The organism is Streptomyces sp. NPDC048295 (genome assembly GCF_040652135.1).
Lineage (GTDB): Bacteria > Actinomycetota > Actinomycetes > Streptomycetales > Streptomycetaceae > Streptomyces.
In genome coordinates, this window is the sequence record NZ_JBEZLL010000014.1 from 14,027 (window position 1) to 31,289 (window position 17,263).

At 67.7% G+C, this 17,263-nt stretch carries 15 protein-coding genes and 3 pseudogenes; 13 read left to right on the forward strand and 5 right to left on the reverse strand.

Features of this window, described 5'->3' with window-relative positions; all coding sequences use genetic code 11:
* The first annotated feature begins 255 nt into the window (after window positions 1-255).
* Window positions 256-678: a hypothetical protein gene (locus AB0D53_RS21255; protein WP_362448837.1), complete on the forward strand. Its 423-nt coding sequence runs from the start codon at window positions 256-258 to the stop codon at window positions 676-678.
* A gap of 248 nt (window positions 679-926) precedes the next feature.
* Window positions 927-1,091 (forward strand): annotated as a pseudogene (locus tag AB0D53_RS21260) (ISL3 family transposase); the annotation flags it as partial.
* A gap of 414 nt (window positions 1,092-1,505) precedes the next feature.
* Here the strand turns inward: AB0D53_RS21260 and AB0D53_RS21265 are convergent.
* Together AB0D53_RS21265 and AB0D53_RS21270 are read right to left on the reverse strand one after the other, a co-directional pair.
* Window positions 1,506-1,667: pseudogene (locus AB0D53_RS21265) on the reverse strand (AraC family transcriptional regulator); the annotation flags it as partial.
* A 40-nt stretch (window positions 1,668-1,707) separates the two neighbouring features.
* The gene (locus AB0D53_RS21270; protein WP_362448839.1) at window positions 1,708-2,745 is read right to left on the reverse strand and encodes an alcohol dehydrogenase catalytic domain-containing protein; all 1,038 of its coding nucleotides are present in this window, start codon (window positions 2,743-2,745) and stop codon (window positions 1,708-1,710) included.
* 394 nt (window positions 2,746-3,139) lie between these two features.
* On the opposite strand from AB0D53_RS21270, the pseudogene AB0D53_RS21275 reads away from it, so the two are divergent.
* From AB0D53_RS21275 to AB0D53_RS21295, 5 genes and pseudogenes are all read left to right on the forward strand, one after another.
* Window positions 3,140-4,578 (forward strand): annotated as a pseudogene (locus tag AB0D53_RS21275) (NAD(P)/FAD-dependent oxidoreductase).
* Window positions 4,579-4,657: 79 nt separating this feature from the next.
* Complete coding sequence (locus AB0D53_RS21280) at window positions 4,658-5,263, forward strand: VOC family protein (RefSeq protein WP_362448841.1); 606 nt, start codon at window positions 4,658-4,660, stop codon at window positions 5,261-5,263.
* A gap of 328 nt (window positions 5,264-5,591) precedes the next feature.
* Window positions 5,592-6,122 carry a hypothetical protein gene (locus AB0D53_RS21285; protein ID WP_362448843.1) on the forward strand — a complete coding sequence of 177 codons (531 nt, stop codon included), beginning with the start codon at window positions 5,592-5,594 and terminating at the stop codon, window positions 6,120-6,122.
* 95 nt (window positions 6,123-6,217) lie between these two features.
* The gene (locus AB0D53_RS21290; protein ID WP_362448845.1) at window positions 6,218-6,817 is read left to right on the forward strand and encodes a Rieske (2Fe-2S) protein; all 600 of its coding nucleotides are present in this window, start codon (window positions 6,218-6,220) and stop codon (window positions 6,815-6,817) included.
* Window positions 6,818-7,622: 805 nt separating this feature from the next.
* Window positions 7,623-7,769 carry a hypothetical protein gene (locus tag AB0D53_RS21295; protein ID WP_362448847.1) on the forward strand — a complete coding sequence of 49 codons (147 nt, stop codon included), beginning with the start codon at window positions 7,623-7,625 and terminating at the stop codon, window positions 7,767-7,769.
* A 435-nt stretch (window positions 7,770-8,204) separates the two neighbouring features.
* Here the strand turns inward: AB0D53_RS21295 and AB0D53_RS21300 are convergent, their stop codons facing one another.
* The gene (locus AB0D53_RS21300) at window positions 8,205-9,134 is read right to left on the reverse strand and encodes a hypothetical protein (protein WP_362448849.1); all 930 of its coding nucleotides are present in this window, start codon (window positions 9,132-9,134) and stop codon (window positions 8,205-8,207) included.
* Window positions 9,135-9,647: 513 nt separating this feature from the next.
* On the opposite strand from AB0D53_RS21300, the gene AB0D53_RS21305 reads away from it, so the two are divergent.
* From AB0D53_RS21305 to AB0D53_RS21315, 3 genes are all read left to right on the forward strand, one after another.
* On the forward strand, window positions 9,648-10,484 hold the full coding sequence (locus tag AB0D53_RS21305; protein WP_362448851.1) for an alpha/beta hydrolase: 837 nt from the start codon (window positions 9,648-9,650) through the stop codon (window positions 10,482-10,484).
* A gap of 72 nt (window positions 10,485-10,556) precedes the next feature.
* Window positions 10,557-11,372, forward strand: a complete 816-nt coding sequence (locus AB0D53_RS21310; RefSeq protein WP_362448853.1) for an alpha/beta hydrolase — start codon at window positions 10,557-10,559, stop codon at window positions 11,370-11,372.
* Window positions 11,373-11,496: 124 nt separating this feature from the next.
* A complete protein-coding gene (locus tag AB0D53_RS21315) occupies window positions 11,497-12,750 on the forward strand; it encodes a cysteine desulfurase (protein ID WP_362449176.1) in 1,254 nt (417 codons plus the stop codon).
* 300 nt (window positions 12,751-13,050) lie between these two features.
* Here AB0D53_RS21315 and AB0D53_RS21320 read toward each other — a convergent pair whose 3' ends face one another.
* Complete coding sequence (locus AB0D53_RS21320; protein WP_362448855.1) at window positions 13,051-13,632, reverse strand: TetR family transcriptional regulator C-terminal domain-containing protein; 582 nt, start codon at window positions 13,630-13,632, stop codon at window positions 13,051-13,053.
* Window positions 13,633-13,834: 202 nt separating this feature from the next.
* Window positions 13,835-14,386, reverse strand: a complete 552-nt coding sequence (locus AB0D53_RS21325; RefSeq protein ID WP_362448857.1) for a hypothetical protein — start codon at window positions 14,384-14,386, stop codon at window positions 13,835-13,837.
* A gap of 147 nt (window positions 14,387-14,533) precedes the next feature.
* On the opposite strand from AB0D53_RS21325, the gene AB0D53_RS21330 reads away from it, so the two are divergent.
* The 3 genes from AB0D53_RS21330 to AB0D53_RS21340 all read left to right on the forward strand — a co-directional run bounded on the left by AB0D53_RS21330 (window position 14,534) and on the right by AB0D53_RS21340 (window position 17,042).
* Window positions 14,534-15,253, forward strand: coding sequence for a hypothetical protein (locus AB0D53_RS21330; protein ID WP_362448859.1), 720 nt, complete (start codon window positions 14,534-14,536; stop codon window positions 15,251-15,253).
* A 22-nt stretch (window positions 15,254-15,275) separates the two neighbouring features.
* Entirely contained in the window at window positions 15,276-16,055 is a 780-nt protein-coding gene (locus AB0D53_RS21335) for an alpha/beta hydrolase (protein ID WP_362448861.1), read from the forward strand.
* A 78-nt stretch (window positions 16,056-16,133) separates the two neighbouring features.
* On the forward strand, window positions 16,134-17,042 hold the full coding sequence (locus AB0D53_RS21340) for an alpha/beta fold hydrolase (RefSeq protein ID WP_362448863.1): 909 nt from the start codon (window positions 16,134-16,136) through the stop codon (window positions 17,040-17,042).
* Window positions 17,043-17,263 lie beyond the last annotated feature (221 nt).

Genomic DNA, 17,263 nt, shown 5'->3' on the forward strand with positions numbered 1-17,263 from the left:
ACATGTTCCGTGAGCGATCTCAAGTCCGGCCTCACCCGACCCAGGTGGCGCGTCGTCCGCGCAGCTCACATGATGCGCGCGCCGCCTGCTGGCGAGAGCAGCAAGACCTTTCACGGAATGCGTGCCAGAACCCGAGTTTTGACGGCGGGTCGGTTCTTGCCAGTGCAGCCCAATGGTGCGGTAGGTAGAGGGACTGGTCATGCTGCGTCGGACGAAGGTCGAGCTGTAAGCGGCGATCCGACGGATACTCGTGCGGTGGAATGGTCTGAGCAGGCACGGGAAGCGGAGGAGCAGGGAGATTGGGACACCGCTATCGCCTTGGTGAGTGCCCACGCCGAGTGCTACTCCACCGACCACTACGCCCACGACAACCATCTGTGGCACATGCGCCTGCTCGCCCGCGCGGATCGTCTCACTGAACTCTCGGAACTGGCCCGCACTGACGTCCATGCACGCCGGAGGCTCAACCGATCGCTTCGCGACCGAGGAATGGAAACCACCCTCCACGAGCGCGCCGAAGACGGCGACCGCGACGCCCTCTACTGTCTCGTCCGGCTGCTCTGCGAGACGAGCCGAACCGAGCAGGCACGCCAAACGGTCGCAGGGCTCGCTCCGGAGAATGAGTACGCCCAGGAGATCATCGCCGCCGCTGAAGCGTCATCGAGCCAGAGCTCATGACGCCCACGCGCGTCTGTGTCTTCTGCGATGCAGACCTGTCCCGGCGCTGGAATGTCGATCCGGACGCCTGAGTCCAGACGCGCTCTGGCTTCGTCCGCCAGTGACTGCCGCCGGCAAGGATCTGATTGTCGGCGTACGGAATTTGATGGCTCTGGCAAGATTTTCGTAGCCGGAGATCATCTCGGTGAGACGGTCGGCCGGTCCGCATAGTGGGCAGCCTGTGGTTGTACCCTACTGAACTGGCAAGTATGTTACCGCAGTTGTCTGATGTCCTGGTGCTCTCGGTCGATGTCTCCGATGCTGCTGTGGCGGTCCGTGCCCGTACGAGATCCGGTGAATCGGCGGAATGTACGGGATGCGGCCAGCTCAGCGCGTGGTGTCACAGCCGCTATGTGCGCCGCCTCGCCGATGTCGCTCTCGGAGGCCGGCCTCTGCGCATCGACTTGTCCGTCCGCCGTCTGTACTGCGAGAACCTGGCCTGTCCGAAGGCGACCTTCGCCGAGCAAGTGGCGGGGCTGACTGTGCGCTACCAGCGGCGCACACCACTGTTGCAGCGCCAGGTGGAAGACGTCGGTGTGGTGCTGGCCGGGCGAGGCGGTTCCCGGATGTTGCGGATACTGAACATCACACTCTCGCGGTGCACCGTCCTGTCCCAGCTGATGCGTGTGCCGCTTCCGCCACTGGTCACGCCTCGGGTGCTGCGGGTGGACGACTTCGCCGCTCTACGGCGACACCTACGGCACCCCTCTGGTCGACGCCGCCACCCGGCTCCCGCTCACACTCTGGGAGGGACGCGATGCGGAACAGCTCAGCCACTGGCTCCGGGCCCTCTGGCCCGACACCTCCACACCGTTCATCGAGGTGACGACCGGCGTCGGCGTCGTGATGAATGCCTCCAGGCCGTCGTTGCGACACCGGTTGATCAACGCCGAGGCGATGAAACTGTCCAGCTCGTTGAATCCGTCGAACGTCACCACTGCTACCTGCATGACAACTCCTGTGCGTCGAGCGTCAGTTGATGAAAGCCCTTCAGCGGCCCGTCGTGACGACCATCTGGAAGCGCGCGAGGCCGGCTGTCATCTTCGCGACAGCCGCCGGGGTCTCTTCCAGGGGCAGCTCTTCGATCCAGGCTCGCACACCGGTCTGAGTGGCGAAGCGCAGCGTGTCCTGGATGTCGACAGCGGTACCCGAGGAGTGTCCGTAGACCTTCCGGTCGCCCCTGATGAGCTGGAGGGCCGTCAGCTGGAACGACTCAAGCCCGACGCCGACCACGACAAGCTCGCCCCGACGGCCGATCCCGTCGATGGTCGCCGACATCGCGTCCGCGTCGGTCGCGGTGGCCAGGACCACCTTCGCGCCCCCGAGTTGCTGCAGCGCTCCGGCGACGTCGCCTTCGGTGCTGTCGATGTAGTGGCTGGCACCGAGCTCGAGGTCCTTCTTCTCCGGTCCGCGGGCGATCGCGATGGTGCGGAAGCCCATCTTCTGGGCGAACTGCACGCCCAGGTGGCCCAGGCCGCCGAGTCCGAGGACGGCGACGGTGTCACCAGGCTGAGCCGCGGAGCGGCGCAGGGCGTTGAAGACGGTGACGGCCGCGCAGGCCAGCGGTGCCGCCTCCGTCGTAGTGAGCTCCTCGGGGACGGCTGCCAGCGCGACGGCGGGGACGACCACGAAGTCGCTGTAGCCGCCCTGGTAGGCGACTCCCGGGATTTGGAGCTGCGGGCAGTGCACGCCGTCGCCCGACCGACAGGCGTCGCACCGTCCACAGCTGCCGCCGTACCAGCCCACGGCGACACTGTCGCCGACCTGCCACCCCTCCACGCCGTCGCCGAGCGCGTCGATCCGGCCCGCGATCTCGTGGCCCGGCGTGATCGGGAAGGTGCTACCGGGCAGACGGCCGCTCGCGATGAGCAGGTCGGAGTGGCACACCCCGCAGGATTCCACGGCGATGCGCACCCTGCCCGCACCGGGCTCGCGCAGGGGGACCTCTGCCAGTAGAGGGGTTGCACCCGGAGCGGTGACATGGGCCGTGCGCGGTGCGCGTGCCCCGATGGTGGAGGAGTTGGTCATGAGCGTGTCCCTTTCGTCGTGCGGCGTTCGGGCGAACAGGGTCGAACGCCCTGTCTTCCCTGCATGCCGTCGGTGGTTCCGGAGCTCTGCTGACGTTCGGTACGGCAGTTGCGGCTGCCCTGCGATGCGCCGGGAGACGTTGCGCAGGGCAGCCGCCCTCCGCCCCGGGGCGTGCACCCAGGCTGCCCGGTGGCCCCTCCAGAGTTGAATATGACCGGTCGTATTATCAAATGCCGCAACGGCCTCCAGCGGCGCGGGTTGACATTTCAAAAATGACCGGTCATCTTGATGTACTGGTGCTTTTGTGCGGCACTGACCTGCTCGTGTACGCGAGCGGCCCGTGCCGTGTCCGTGACAGCCCTCAGAGACCCGATTCCTGAGAGGAGCAGGCGAGATGAGTGAGACTCCCCGTACCTACGACATGATCGTCATCGGAGCGGGGCCGGTAGGTGAGAACGTCGCTGACCGTACCCGAGCCGCGGGGCTCAGCACGGTCATTGTGGAACGCGAACTCCTCGGCGGAGAATGTTCGTTCTGGGCCTGTGAGCCCAGCAAGGCCCTCCTGCGACCGGTGGTGGCCCGCGCCGAGGCGCGTCGCATGCCGGGGGTGGGCCAGGCAGTGCCGGGGCCGTTGGACGTTGAGGCGGTGCTTGCCCACCGCGACAGGATGGCCGCCTACTGGAAGGACGAGGACCAGGTCGACTGGTTGGACTCGGTCTCCGTCGAGCTGTTGCGGGGACATGGTCGGCTCGACGGCCCGCGCCAGGTGGCGGTGCACACTCCGGAGGGCGAGGTTATCGGTCTGACCGCGCGTCACGCCGTGGTCCTGTCGACCGGTACGAGCATTGCGCTGCCCGACCTTCCCGGGATCGACAGCGCGCGCGTGTGGACCAGCCGAGAGGCGACCAGCGCGCAGCGCGTCCCGGCAAGGCTCGTCGTGGTCGGCGGCGGTGTCGTGGCCGTGGAGACGGCAACCGCCTGGCGCGGGCTCGGATCGCAGGTGACCAGGCTCGTCCGCGAGGACGAACTGTTGCAGCGGATGGAGCCGTTCGCTGCCGATCTCGTCACCAGGGGACTGCGTGAAGCCGGTGTCGAAATCCGCTTCGGTGTGGAGGTATCCGCGCTCTCCCAAGACAGGATCAAGGACGACGAGCTGCGGATCACCCTCGCCGGAGGCGGCGAACTGATCGCGGAGGAGATCCTGTTCGCCACCGGCCGCGCGCCGCGCACCGCGGATGTCGGCCTGGAGACCGTGGACCTCGTTCCCGGTGACTGGCTGGCAGTGGACGACACCTTCCGGGTGACCGCGGTCCCCGACGGCTGGCTCTACGCGGTCGGCGACGTCAACCGTCGCGCCCTGCTGACCCATCAGGGCAAGTACCAGGCCCGGATCGCGGGCGCGGTCATCGGTGCACGAGCCCAGGGTGAGCCGGTCGACGACGACTGCTGGGGCGCGCATGTGGCGACCGCCGACCACGTGGCCGTGCGCAGGTCGTCTTCACTGACCCCGAGGTCGCGTCCGTGGGCCTGACCAGCCGGGAGGCTGAGCGGCTCGGACGCAGGGTCGACGTCGTCGACTACGACATCTCGCACGTCGCGGGAGCGCAGCAGTACCTCCCCGGATACCGCGGCCTGGCCCGGATGCTGGTCGATCCGGACCGCGGCACCGTGGTCGGCGCCACCTTCGTGGGCTCTGGTGTGTTGGAACTGCTGCACTCGGCCACGGTTGCCATTGCCGGTGAGGTATCCCTGGCGCGCCTGTGGCACGCCGTTCCCGCGTTCCCGACCATCAGCGAGGTCTGGCTGCGGCTGCTCAAGACCTACCGCGGGTGACGTCAGGCGGCCCCGGGCCGCAATGCATCCGGCAGGGTGAGGGATTCGCCCTCGCCACCGACGAAAGGAAGTGCTCCCCATGGATATGAAGCTCGAAGTTGTCGTGGTGCCGGTCGCCGATGTGGACCGGGCCAAGGCCTTCTACACGGGACTGGGTTGGCGATTGGACGCGGATGTCCGCCCGAACGACGACTTCCGGGTGGTGCAGGTGACCCCGCCGGGGTCGTCGACCTCGGTGATCTTTGGCAAGTCGGTGACGTCCCAGGGGCCGGGCTCGGCTCAGGGCCTGCACCTGATTGTAAGTGACATCGACTCTGCACGCGCCGAGTTGAAGCGCCTGGACGCGGATCCGAGCGAGGTCTTCCACGACGCCGGCGGCGTGTTCCACCACGCCGGAGTAGAAGGCCGGGTGCCGGGGGCCGACCCGGAGCGCCGCAGTTACGGATCGTTCCTGTCGTTCAGCGACCCGGACGGCAACGGTTGGGTGTTGCAGGAGGTCACGACTCGGCTGCCGGGCCGGATCGACCCGTCGGCGACCGTCTTCGCCTCCGTGCAGGACCTCGCGGCCGCGCTGCGTCGCGCCCAGGCCGCCAACCGGGCGCCCAAGGGCGAGCAGGACGCGAACTGGGCGGACCGGTACGCCGACTTCCTGGTGCGCGAACAGGCCGGAGAGTCGTCCAAGTAGCGCCCACAACTGGCCACTTCGGCCACCTCCGGCGCCCGGGTCGGTTCGCGGCCCGGGGCCGCGGGACACGGCAAGGCGCGGACAAGCGGCGCAACCGCGTCGCAGGCCCGAAAGGAGCGGGGTTCATGGCGAGCTTCGACTACGACGTGCTGGTCATCGGCTCGGGGTTCGCGGTAGCGTCGCCGCTCTGCGCGCCGCAGAGAAGGGCTACCGCGTCGGTGTCCTCGAATCCGGCAGGCGCTGGAGGGACGCGGATGTCCCGCGGACCCAGTGGAACCTGCCGGGCTTCCTCTGGTTCCCCGCCGCAGGACTGTACGGGATCCAGCGGATGGAGTACCTCGACGACGTGCTCGTCCTGTCCGGTGCCGGCGTCGGCTCGCGCATCTACGCCAGCACGCTCTACGTCCCGCCGAAGAAGTTCTTCGAGGCGCGGGAGTGGGCGGGCATCACCGACTGGGCCGACGAGTTGGCGCCCTACATCGACCAGGCGAGCCGGATGCTCGGCGTCGTCCGCTACCCGTACATACCCACCGACGTCGACCGCTACATGCACGAGGTCGCGACCGAGATGGGCAGGGGCGAGACCTTCAACAAAGCTCCCGTCGGTGTCTACTTCGGCTGGCCCGGCGTCGAGGCCGACGACCCCTACTTCGGCGGTGGCGGGCCCCGGCGCACCGGATGCATGTCCTGCGGCAACTGCAACAACGGCTGCGGGTACAACGCCAAGAACAAACTGACGACGAATTATCTGTACCTCGCGGAGCGACTCGGTGTCGAGGTCCACGAGCTGAACGAGGCGTACGACCTCAGGCCCCTCGACGGCGGCGGGTTCGAAGTCCTCACCCGTCACCCGGGCTAGGCGCAGCGAGCGGCCCGCCTGCACCAGCGGACGTTCACGGCAGGCCAGGTGTTTGTCGCGGCCACGCCTACGGCTCTGCGAAGCTGCTGCACCACATGCAGCACACGGGCAAGCTGACCGGCATGTCGGGCCAGCTGGGACAGCGCGCCCGGACCAACTCGGAGCAACTGCTGTCCATCACCCGGACTCATGGCGAGTGGACGAGGGACCCGGAGAGGATCCGGCTCACACCGGGATCCGTGTCGATCACCTCCGGAGTCTGGCCCGACCCGGAGACCAGTATCGAGCCGGTCTACTGGGGCAAGGGCAGCAACTTGTTCGCGTACCTGGTCACCTGGCACCGCGACGGGGAGCAGAAGCACCCGACGGCGGCATGGATCAAGGACCTGGTCCACCACCCCGGTCGGGTCCTCTTCTGCCTGCACGACCGCAAGCAGCGGATCTCGGTCGCACGCGTCGGCGGAAACCTCTACGGGTTCGACGATCTGTGCACCTGTGCCGACGAGTCGTGTCCGCTATCCGGAGGCCTGCTCACCGGTACGACGATCACGTGTCAGTGCCACGGCTCGGAGTTCGACATCGCCACCGGCGCGCTGGTCAACGGCCCGGCACAGCGGCAGTTGGTGGTCTACGACGTCGAAGTCGTCGAGGGAGGCATCCGCATCCGGGCGACGCACCGCTGCTCGATCGGATAGCGGTCCACGCGAATGGCCAGACGAGCAGCCGCCAGCTCATCTCGCCCATAAATAGTCGCCTGACCAGCGGGTACAGCAAACCGTCACTGGATCACCGGTGTCCCGAGTGCGCCAGGCAAGTCCAGCTGGACTCCGCGATAAGCGCTTCGGGTCCGCGGCACAAGGTAAGTGAGCGTGGTCGATGATGGCGAGGATCGCCTACAGGGCCGTACTTGAGAGCAGAAAGCCCCTGCCCCACTCCTGCCAGCATGAGCCGGATCAGCTGGGACTCGCCCCGATAGTGACCATAGTCGGTTCCCGACTCCGGGTGCGATGGCGGTAACGCCGTGGTGCTGAGCCGGAGGAGAAGGTGCATGGAAACTGCGGGCCACCGCAGTACACAGACCAGGGAAAGTTCAGAAGGGTGAGACACCGCGAACCCTCGTTTGCACGGCCTGTAACGCGTACATCGCAGTGGCAAGAAGTCGGCGACGACAAGGCCGGACGCTGAGAGGCGTCACGTGCTCCAGATATTCGTAAGTCCGGAGGAGGTCACCACGGCCTCGGGCTATAGAGGGCACCCTACCTGGACGGGACTTGAGGAAGTGGAACATGGAAACCCCGTGGCGGTCCGGAGACGGTAGGCCGACGGTAACGAAGGCCCAACTCCGCTGCGGGAACAGGATGACCCGAGAAGCGAAGGCCGCTGGAGCGAAAGCTCATGGGAGACGCCAGATACCGGCACTCTCCGCTGCTGGCCATAACCATGCGGATACCAGGCTGATGCCCGGACCCGAAAGGGAGCCCACGCGGGTCAGGTGGGCCTGTGCGTGCCCGCGACCTCTGCCAGGCCCTCGACCTGCCGATCCTCCCGAAGAACACCGAAGGCATCCGCTGCAAACTGAAACGCCTGGTCATCCGGGGCATCCTCATCGAACCCGAACCCGGCTTGTTCGCCCGCCCAGACGCCTGAGGCTCCCCCCACCCGCGACCAGCGGTCCTTCCCCAACCTCAACCACGAAACGGACAAGAGCTCACGTTCCGCACCCTCAAATCGGGGACATCGCTGTCCCCAGGTCCCTTGTGAGCGGGCGGGGCTGGTCAGCTTGTCCAGGGTGGGCCGACGGCAACGATATGGTCGCCACTTTTGCGCGGGGGTGACGGTGCTTCCGCCGCCTCTCGTGCCGCTTGAACTCCCGTCACTTTGCACCGCGAGTGCTCCGGATTCGACGGTGGCACCCACGGCCCGCAAGCCGAGTAACTCCGTGCGCATGGAGGAAGGGCAGAAGGCTCAACAGGGCAAATCGAGGGACTGCCCGCACGATCAAGAAATATGTCTACGCAGGTTAGATCTTACCAGGATTGAAGGAGGGTGCCCGCTCCTGCATCCTCCCCCAGGGTCCTAGCGCTACGCGTTCCGGCTCCTGGCCGTGCTCAGCGCGGAGCGCGCCCAGACCAGGAAGGCCGGGCAGACGGCCCACGCGGTAAGGGTGAGCAGCGCGACGCCGGCGTGTGCCCCGTTGAAGTAGCTCAGGTCCGTGATCGCTCGGACCGCGGCCCCCGGCGGCAGGATGTCGGAGAGCACCCGTGCGGCGCTGGGGAGCAGGTCCTGGCCTATCGACGCCCCGCTGGTCGAGTTGCCGACGGTGAGCAGCAGCAAGGTGGAGATGGGTACGCCCACCGAGCCGAAGAATGTGCCCAGGAGCTTGGTGGTGAAGGCTGCGGCAGCCGCCAGCAGGGCCAGGGTGGCAGCCAGGGGGATGAAGGGGGCGGGGACTGCTCCCAGTATCGGGCCCGCGAGAGTGGCGCCGATGAGGCCGGCGATGACCGAGACGCCGGCCATCAGCGTGAAGCGATGCCGCAGGTGCAGGCCCTTGGACAGTCCAAGGATGTTCTGCGCCAGTACGAAGCCGGACATGGTCACGCCGAATGCGACGTAGAAGCCCGCAAGTCCGCGGCTGTCGTAGTGGGAGAGCGGCACGCCGTCGGTCAAAGTCACGGTCTTGTCCGCGCCATGGGCGTAGGCGGAGACCAGGTTCTCCACGGCTGTGGTGGTGGACAGGCCGTTGGCTCCGGCGACGGTCAGGGACAGGGCGTGTGCTCCTTGCGGGGTCAGGATCGCGTCGACGTCGCGGTGCTTGAGAGCGTGGTCGGCGGTGACGACGTCCGGCTCGGGATACACGGCGATGGTGTCGCCGAGGGCTGATTGGATCTGTGCAGAGAGCTGGCTGCCGACGACGGCGACGGGGAGTTGGTGGGGCTTCGCGGCCCGGGCGAGACCCACGTAGCAGCTGATGAAGGCCGCCACGACGACCAGCGCGATCAGCGGTGGTTGCAACCAGGCCCGGATGGACGACTGCTGCGTCGACGGGGTCGGTTGGACAGGCGCCGGCTGGGCTAGCGGGGCCGGCGGGCTCGATTGGACCGGCGGGGCCGATTGGGACCGGTGCGCGGTCGTGCCGCGGGTCGGCTTGGCGTGACAGGGTGCGTGCGTGGTGTTCATAGGGGCCTCGGGGTCTCGAGGGAGGCGGCGGAGCGGGTGGGTCCGCCTCGGTGGGGCGCTCGAAGGCTCGCTTCAAACGGCATAGGTGTAAATGAATAGCATCTTTCTCGCGCCAGTTCTTCCCATGGTGGGGATCGTGCGTGGGTCGCCGGTGGCAGCTCGCGACCGGGGTTGACAAATGGAAAATGACCGGTCATCTTGAAGGTGTTCCGGAACGGGACGGACGGCCGCCCGAAGCGACCGTTGCCGTCACCCCGCCGGTGTCAGTGCCTTTCGGACCGCGAGCTCCCGGACGATCCGCTCGGGCTCGAATCGGCTGAACCTGGCCGTCTTTGAAGGAGAGTCTCCATGGTCGCGAAGACCTTCCTGCGTCATCTGCTGAAGTCCGCCGTCGTTGTCGGCGCAGCCGCGACAGCCATCGCGGTCTCTGTCGCCGTTCCGGCAGTGCACGCCTCCGCGCAGCCGTCGGAGCCGAAGCCCACGGTCGTGCTCGTGCACGGGGCCTTCGTTGACGCCTCCGAGTGGGACAGTGTGATCGGGAGCCTGCAGCACGTCGGCTACCAGGTGGTGGCGCCGGCCAATCCGCTGCGCGGGCTGGCGAGTGGCGCGGCCTACCTCCGCAGTTTCCTCAACACCATTCAGGGGCCGATCGTGCTGGCCGGTCACTCTTACGGCGGCGCGGTGATGACCGAGGCCGCCGCCGGCGACCCGCAGGTCAAGGCGCTGGTCTACATCGCCGCTTTCGCCCTCGCCAAGGGGGAGAACGTGAACTCGCTGGGCGCCAAGTTCCCGGCGACCGCGCTCAGCACCGCGCTGACGCCGACTCCCTATCCGCTGCCCGACGGCGGCACCGGCGTGGAGCTGTACGTCCAGCCCGCCAAGTTCCACGAGGTGGCCGCCGCCGACGCGCCGGCGGCGATCGCGGCTGCGGCAGCAGCCGCTCAGCGCCCCGTGGCCGCGAGCGTCTTCGCCGAGAAGACCACCGCGGCGGCCTGGAAGACCATCCCCTCCTGGGATCTGATCACCACCCAGGATCAGGCCATCAACCCTGCCGAGCAGGAGTTCATGGCCAAGCGTGCGCATGCGCACATCGAGAAGATCGTCTCCTCCCACGCGGTGACGCTGACCCATGCGGACGCGGTGACGGAAATCATCGAGCAGGCCGCCGGGGCCGTCTCGCGCTGAGGGGAGAACGGTGCGCAGTCCACCCGGACTGCCCCGTGTCCAGTCGAAACACCCACAGGAAAGGACAAGACGATGAGTGAGATCAACCCCAGGTTCCGCACGATCGACGGGCTGTCGGTCCGGTACGCAGAGAGCGACGGGCCGCGCGAGCACGAGGCGCTGCTGCTGAGCCCCTGGCCGGAGAGCCTTTACTCCTACGACGCGACCTGGTCGAAGCTGGCCCGGCACGCGCGCCTGATCGCGGTCGACCTGCCCGGATTCGGGCACTCCGAGATGCGCGAGGACCTGCTGTCGCCCTCCGCGATGGGGGAGTTCATCGTCCGCATCGCCGACGCGTTCGGGCTGGAGAGCCCGCACGTCGTGGGCCCGGACATCGGCACCGCGGCTTCCCTGTTCGCTGCCGCCAAGCACCCCGGCCGGTTCCGCAGCCTGGTCGTGGGCACCGGCGGGACGGCCGTCCCGCTGAACCTGGGGGAGCCGCTGAAGGGTTGGGTGCTCAGCGAGGACCTGGCCCCGTACCGGGCGCTGGGCCCGAAGGTGGCCGTCACCGTCGCGATCGGGACCATCGAGGGCTACGAGCTTCCGGACGTGGTGCGCGAGGACTACCTGGCCGCCTACAGCGGACAGCGTTTCGTCGACCAGCTGCCCTACGTCCGCGCCTACCCGGCCGAGCTGCCGGTCCTGCGTGACCTGTTGCCCACCGTGGAGACGCCGGTCCAGATCCTGGCCGGTCGCAACGACCCGGTCGTGCCCCCGGAGAACGCCGAGTACCTGCACAAGTACCTGCCGAACAGCAAGCTCGACATCATCGACGCCGGCCACTTCGCGTGGGAGGACAGCGCCGACGACTACGCCGACGTCATCACCCGTTGGTGGCAGGCGAACTGACCGCTGATCCCGGGCGGCTGTCCACGAAGCCTCCGTGGACCGCCGCCCGGATCCCACCGAGAACCTACGAGCAGTACGTGAAGGGCGGTGCAGCCGAGTGACCTCCACCTCCACCTCTACGTCTATCCTTACCTCTCGCACGCTGGACGTCGACGCGATCCGCAAGGACTTCCCGGTCCTCGGAAGGATCCTGCCGAACGGCAAGCCCCTGGTCTACCTGGACAACGCGGCCACCTCGCAGAAGCCCAAGCAGGTCCTCGACGCCGTGCAGCGCTACTACGAGCTGCACAACGCCAACGTCCACCGCGGCGTGCACACGCTCGCGGAGGAGGCCACGGCGCTGTACGAGGGCGCGCGTGACGCGGTCGCGTCGTTCATCAACGCGCCGAGCCGTGACGAGGTCGTGTTCACCAAGAACGCGTCCGAGTCGCTCAACCTCGTTGCCAACGTGCTGAGCTGGGCGGACAGGCGATACCGGGTCGACGCCGACTCCGAGATCGTGATCACGGAGATGGAGCACCACTCCAACATCGTCCCGTGGCAGCTGCTGGCGCAGCGCACCGGCGCGAGGCTGAAGTGGTTCGGCCTGACCGACGACGGCCGTCTTGACCTGTCCAACATCGACGAGATCATCACCGAGAAGACCAAGGTCGTCTCGTTCGTGCTGGTCTCCAACATCCTGGGCACGGTCAACCCGGTCGAGGCGATCGTCCGCCGGGCGCAGGCCGTCGGCGCGCTGGTCGTCATCGACGCCTCGCAGGCCGCTCCGCACATGCCGCTGGACGTGCGGGCGCTGGACGTCGACTTCGTCGCCTTCTCCGGTCACAAGATGCTGGCGCCCACGGGCATCGGCGTCCTGTGGGGCAGGCGGGAGCTGCTGGAGGACCTGCCGCCGTTCCTGGGCGGTGGCGAGATGATCGAGACGGTCTCCATGCAGTCCTCGACCTACGCTCCCGCGCCGCACAAGTTCGAGGCGGGCACGCCGCCGATCGCGCAGGCGGTCGGTCTGGGCGCGGCCATCGAGTACCTGAACGGCGTCGGCATGGACGCGATCTGGGCCCACGAGCACGCGATCACCGAGTACGCGGTGAACCGGCTCCAGGAGGTTCCGGACCTGCGGATCATCGGCCCGACCACGGCCGAGGGCCGCGGCGCGGCGATCTCCTTCACGCTGGGCGACATCCACCCGCACGACGTGGGCCAGGTGCTGGACGAGCAGGGCGTCGCCGTGCGCGTCGGCCACCACTGCGCGCGTCCGGTCTGCCTCCGCTACGGAATTCCGGCGACCACGCGGGCGTCGTTCTATCTGTACTGCACCGAGGCGGAGGTGGACGCCCTGATCGACGGGCTGCACCACGTCCGCGCCTTCTTCGGATAGTGCCTCAGGTGAGGGTGACCTCGATGGATCCCATGCGCGAACTCGTGTCCATGCTGGCCGCCATGTCCGCCGGTCTGGGCATGTTGTTCGCGCCCGAGCTCAACCCGCCGACTCGGCCCTCTGCAGACCACCGCGCGTCCGGTGGGCAGAGCCAGTCGGGCGCCGACGAGCCTCGCCGCCGGGCGTTCACCCTTCCGGAACAGCCCAGAGGTTCAGCACTCTCCTGACGGCTGTGCGCGCAGGAACGGGCTCTGGTCCACACGAAGTGGACCAGAGCCCGTTCTCACGTATCCCCGACCGCTACCGCTTCTTCGTCCGGCGACGGTCCTGGGTGGCGATCGAATCGAACATGGCGAAGAAGTCGTCGATCGGTGCACGGCTGCGGGTGACCTTGGCCAGCATCGCCACGCCCTCCCAGGAGCTCACCAGGAACCGGGCCAGCAGCGGGTCGTCCATGTCGCTCTTCAGGGACCCTGCCGCTCGGGCCTCCTTCAGCACTGGCGCGAGCAACGAGGCCCACCGCGCGAGCTTGGTGTCCACCTCGTCGCGAATCACCGAGCTCTGCGTGGACAGCTCGGCTCCGAAGTTCCCGAACATGCAACCCCGCGCGTAGTCGAACCGCTCCAAGTCTGCTGCCAGGTAATCGAAGTGCTTACGCATGCGCTCGACGGGAGGAACCGACTCGTCGGCCAGCATGCCCATTTGACGGCTGTCGGCATAGCGGTTCATGACCTCGACCGCCATGGCCTCTTTGCTGTCGAAGTGGTTGTAAAACGAACCCTTCGGTGTGCCGGCCGCGTCGGTGATGTCCTTGATGCCGCTGCCGTTGAAGCCGTGCTCGTGGAAATAGTCGACGGCAGCTTCGATCAGCTGTTCACGCATGCTGGGCCTAGGCATAATACACACTCCTTCTGCTACTATCAATATGTCCGGTCGTCTTTTGAAAGTCAAGCGACTCCCGAAGATGCAGGCAGGGCCGCAGGGTCGTCTGCCGGATTCTCTGCCGGTGGACGACTCCGCGGCCCTGCCTGCGGTCGAGGATGGCGATGGCTGGGCGGGCGCCGTGCAGCCCGCGAAGGTGCGGTCAGCGCGCCTGGAGGGTGGCGCGCTCCACGCTCGCTGCGTAGCTCGGAGCCTCGAGTGCGTTGTGGCCCTCCACCGCCCGCCTGCGTTGCTGCGCGAACTGCTCGAAGGGGATCCCCTGCGCTTCGACGTAAGCAACGAAGGTGCGCGTGGGCCGGCTGGTGACCTTGTTCGTGAACGTCGAGCGGTCGCCGTCCAGCTTGGTGACGCTGAGGTCCCAGACGACCTGCAGCTGCTGCCAGCCGTCCGGGGTCTGCGTCTCCGAAAGTGACACCATGCGGCAGTGGTGCGGCTCGAGGATCTCTGCCACGTAGTGCTGGACGATCAGTGCTCCACCCACCACCTCGACGTTGATGCTCACCAGATCACCCGCGGCGTTCTTGCTCCAGCCGGCGGCCCGGTGGTCGGGCACCGCACAGGCCTGGTACTCCGCATCCGTGAGTCGGGTAAGCCACTTGCCCAGGTCGACGCTTTCGAGTGGGACGTTGATCACCACGCTCTGCGTGGATTCGCCCAGGAAGTACTCCTCGGCGATCTCGTGCGTAGGAGACATGTGATGGCCTCATTCCGGTTGGCGTGCTGGCGTTTGAGTCCGCTGTGCGGCCTTCTTCGGACAGTAGTCAGGTGGGTTGACATAGTCAAGACGACCGGTCATATTTGAGGAGTCCCCGGCCCTGCTGACCGATACAAGGAGATGTACATGAGCGCGCTACTCAAGGAGGTTCTCGACGCCCACGGCGGTCTGGACCGCTGGCGTCGGTTCAGTTCCGTCCGCGCGACGATCGTCAGCGGCGGCGACCTGTTCGCCATCAAGGGAATTCCGCAGGATCCCGCGCCTCGGGAGATGACGGTCCGGCTGCACGAGGAACACGCCTCGGTGACCCCCTTCGGAGCCCCCGACCAGAAGACCGAGTTCACGGCGGACCACATCGCCATCCAGAAGACCGACGGCACGGTGGTCACTGAGCGCGCACAGCCGCGCAAGTCCTTTGACGGGCACGCCCTGGAGACCCCGTGGGACGCGCTGGACCGGGCCTACTTCAACGGCTACGCACTGTGGACCTACCTGACCACCCCGTTCCTGCTCGCCATGCCCGAGGTCGGCGTCGAGGAGATCCAGCCCTGGCCCGAGGGCGGCGAGGAGTGGCGAGGCCTGCGCGCGACGTTCCCCGACGTGATCGCCAGTCACAGTACCGTCCAGGACTTCTACTTCGGCCCGGACCGGCTGCTGCGCCGCCACGACTACCACGTCGACATCGCCGGTGGATTCGCGGCCACCCAGTACGTCCACGACATCGTCGAGGCCGACGGCATCCTGCTGCCTGCCCGGCGTCGTGCCTACAAGCGCGACGACACGCTGCGGGCGAACCTGGACCAGGTCATGGTCGCCATCGACCTCAGCGACATCCACTTCACCTGATCTCCGGACGGCGAGGACGACCATGAAGACCGAACGTGCCGGGACGACAGATGCCCGTTACCGCCGAGGCGGTGAGGGGGACCGGGCCGTGGTGTTCGTCCACGGCTTCCTGGACGACCAGCACATCTGGGATCCCTTGATCGCCGAACTCACCATACCGGGCGTCGAGCATGTCACGGTCGACCTGGCCGGTAGCGGGGACCGTACCGCAGCGGGCGGACCGTTCACCTACGACCGTTTCGCGGCCGAGGCCGGCGCCGTGGTCGATGCCCTAAACAAGCCCTTTGTGATCGTCGGCCAGAGCATGGGTGCGCCGGTCGCCGAGCTGGTCGCCGCCCGGCGGGCCGACCGGGCCCTCGGCCTGGTCCTGGTGACACCGGTCCCACTGGCCGGCACCCAGCTGCCCCACGACGCGATCGGCCCGTTCCGCACGTTGGGCGGCGACGGCGCCGGACAGCGCGCGGCCAGACTGCAACTCGCAGCGGCCCTTCCGGACGGCGAACTCGATCGCCTGGTGGCGGTGGGGGAGCGCCTACGCCCGGAGGTCGTGCGGGACTACGCGGACTGCTGGAACAACGGCCACCCGTCAGGCGAGCAACCGAGCCACTACGCGGGCCCGGTGCTGATCGTCCGCGGCGCGGAGGACGGATTCGTCACCGAGGGACTCATCAACACAGCCGTCGCGCCGAGGTTCTGCACCGTCCAGGCGGTGGTGGTCGGCTCGGGCGGGCACTGGGTCCACGTGGAACAGCCGTCCGCCGTCGCATCCCACGTGGACCGCTTCCTGGCCGGTCTCGTCTAGGCCGCGCCAAAACCGCGCTCGACGCGGCCCCTTCCACCAGGGCCGGTTCCCGGCCAGTCACCAAGGAGGCGACTTCCCATGGTCGAACGCATGGATGTCGAGTTCAAAGCCGATGCGGGCGTGCTGCTGCGCGGCTGGCTCTATCTGCCGGACAGCCCGGGGCCCCACCCGGCGATCACCGTGGCCCATGGCTACGCGGGGGTCAAGGACCACGGCCTGGACCCGTTCGCGCGCAAGTTCGCCGAGAACGGCTTCGTCGTGCTGCTCCACGACCACCGTGGCTTCGGGGCCAGCGAAGGGACGCCGCGTCAGGACGTCGACCCCTGGCAGCAGATCGCCGACTGGCGGCGGGCGGTCTCCTATCTGGAGAGCCGGTCCGAGGTCGATGCCGACCGCATCGGTCTGTGGGGTACGAGCTACGCCGGCGGCCACGCCATCGTGCTCGGCGCGACCGATCGCCGACTTCGTGCCGTGGTCTCCCAGGTGCCGACGATCAGCGGCTACGAGCAGGGCCTGCGCCGCATCGCTCCGGAGGCCGTCGCCGCCCTGGAGGAGGCCTTCAACGAGGACGAGCGGGCCCAGGCCCGTGGTGAGGCGCCCCGCTCCCAGACCATTGTCAGCGCCGACCCGACCGTGGCGGCGTCGTACCGCACGCAGGAGGCCATCGACTTCTACCTCCAGCCCGTGCCTGACGGTGTGTGGGAGAACCAGGTCACGGTCCGCTCCACCCGCGCGGCCCGGATGTACGAGCCCGGCACCTGGATCACCCGCGTCTCCCCGACGCCGCTGCTGATGGTGGTCGCACTCAGTGACACGGTCACCGTGACCGACCTCGCTCTCGGGGCCTACGAGCGCGCACTGGAGCCCAAGCGGTTGCAGCTGATCCGCGGCGGCCACTTCGCGCCCTACATCTCCGAGTTCGAGCAGTCGAGCAGTGCCGCGGTGGCCTGGTTCCAGGAGCACCTCACGGATTCGGTGAGGAGCTGAGCAACCGCTGAACCGGACTACAACGAATGAATTCGGCCTCATGGTCGTCGGTAGCGGGCCTGCCGGCGGCGCGGATGGGCGATAGGTAGAAGTTCTGCCCTCTTGGGGTGTCCCGCTTTGGCGGGGCACCCCATTTTACGTAGGCGGCGGTCCGCCGGGCGCGGCAGCGTCTCCGTAAGGAGCCGCATGCGGCGAGATCTATGGTGCCGTGGCGTGCGACG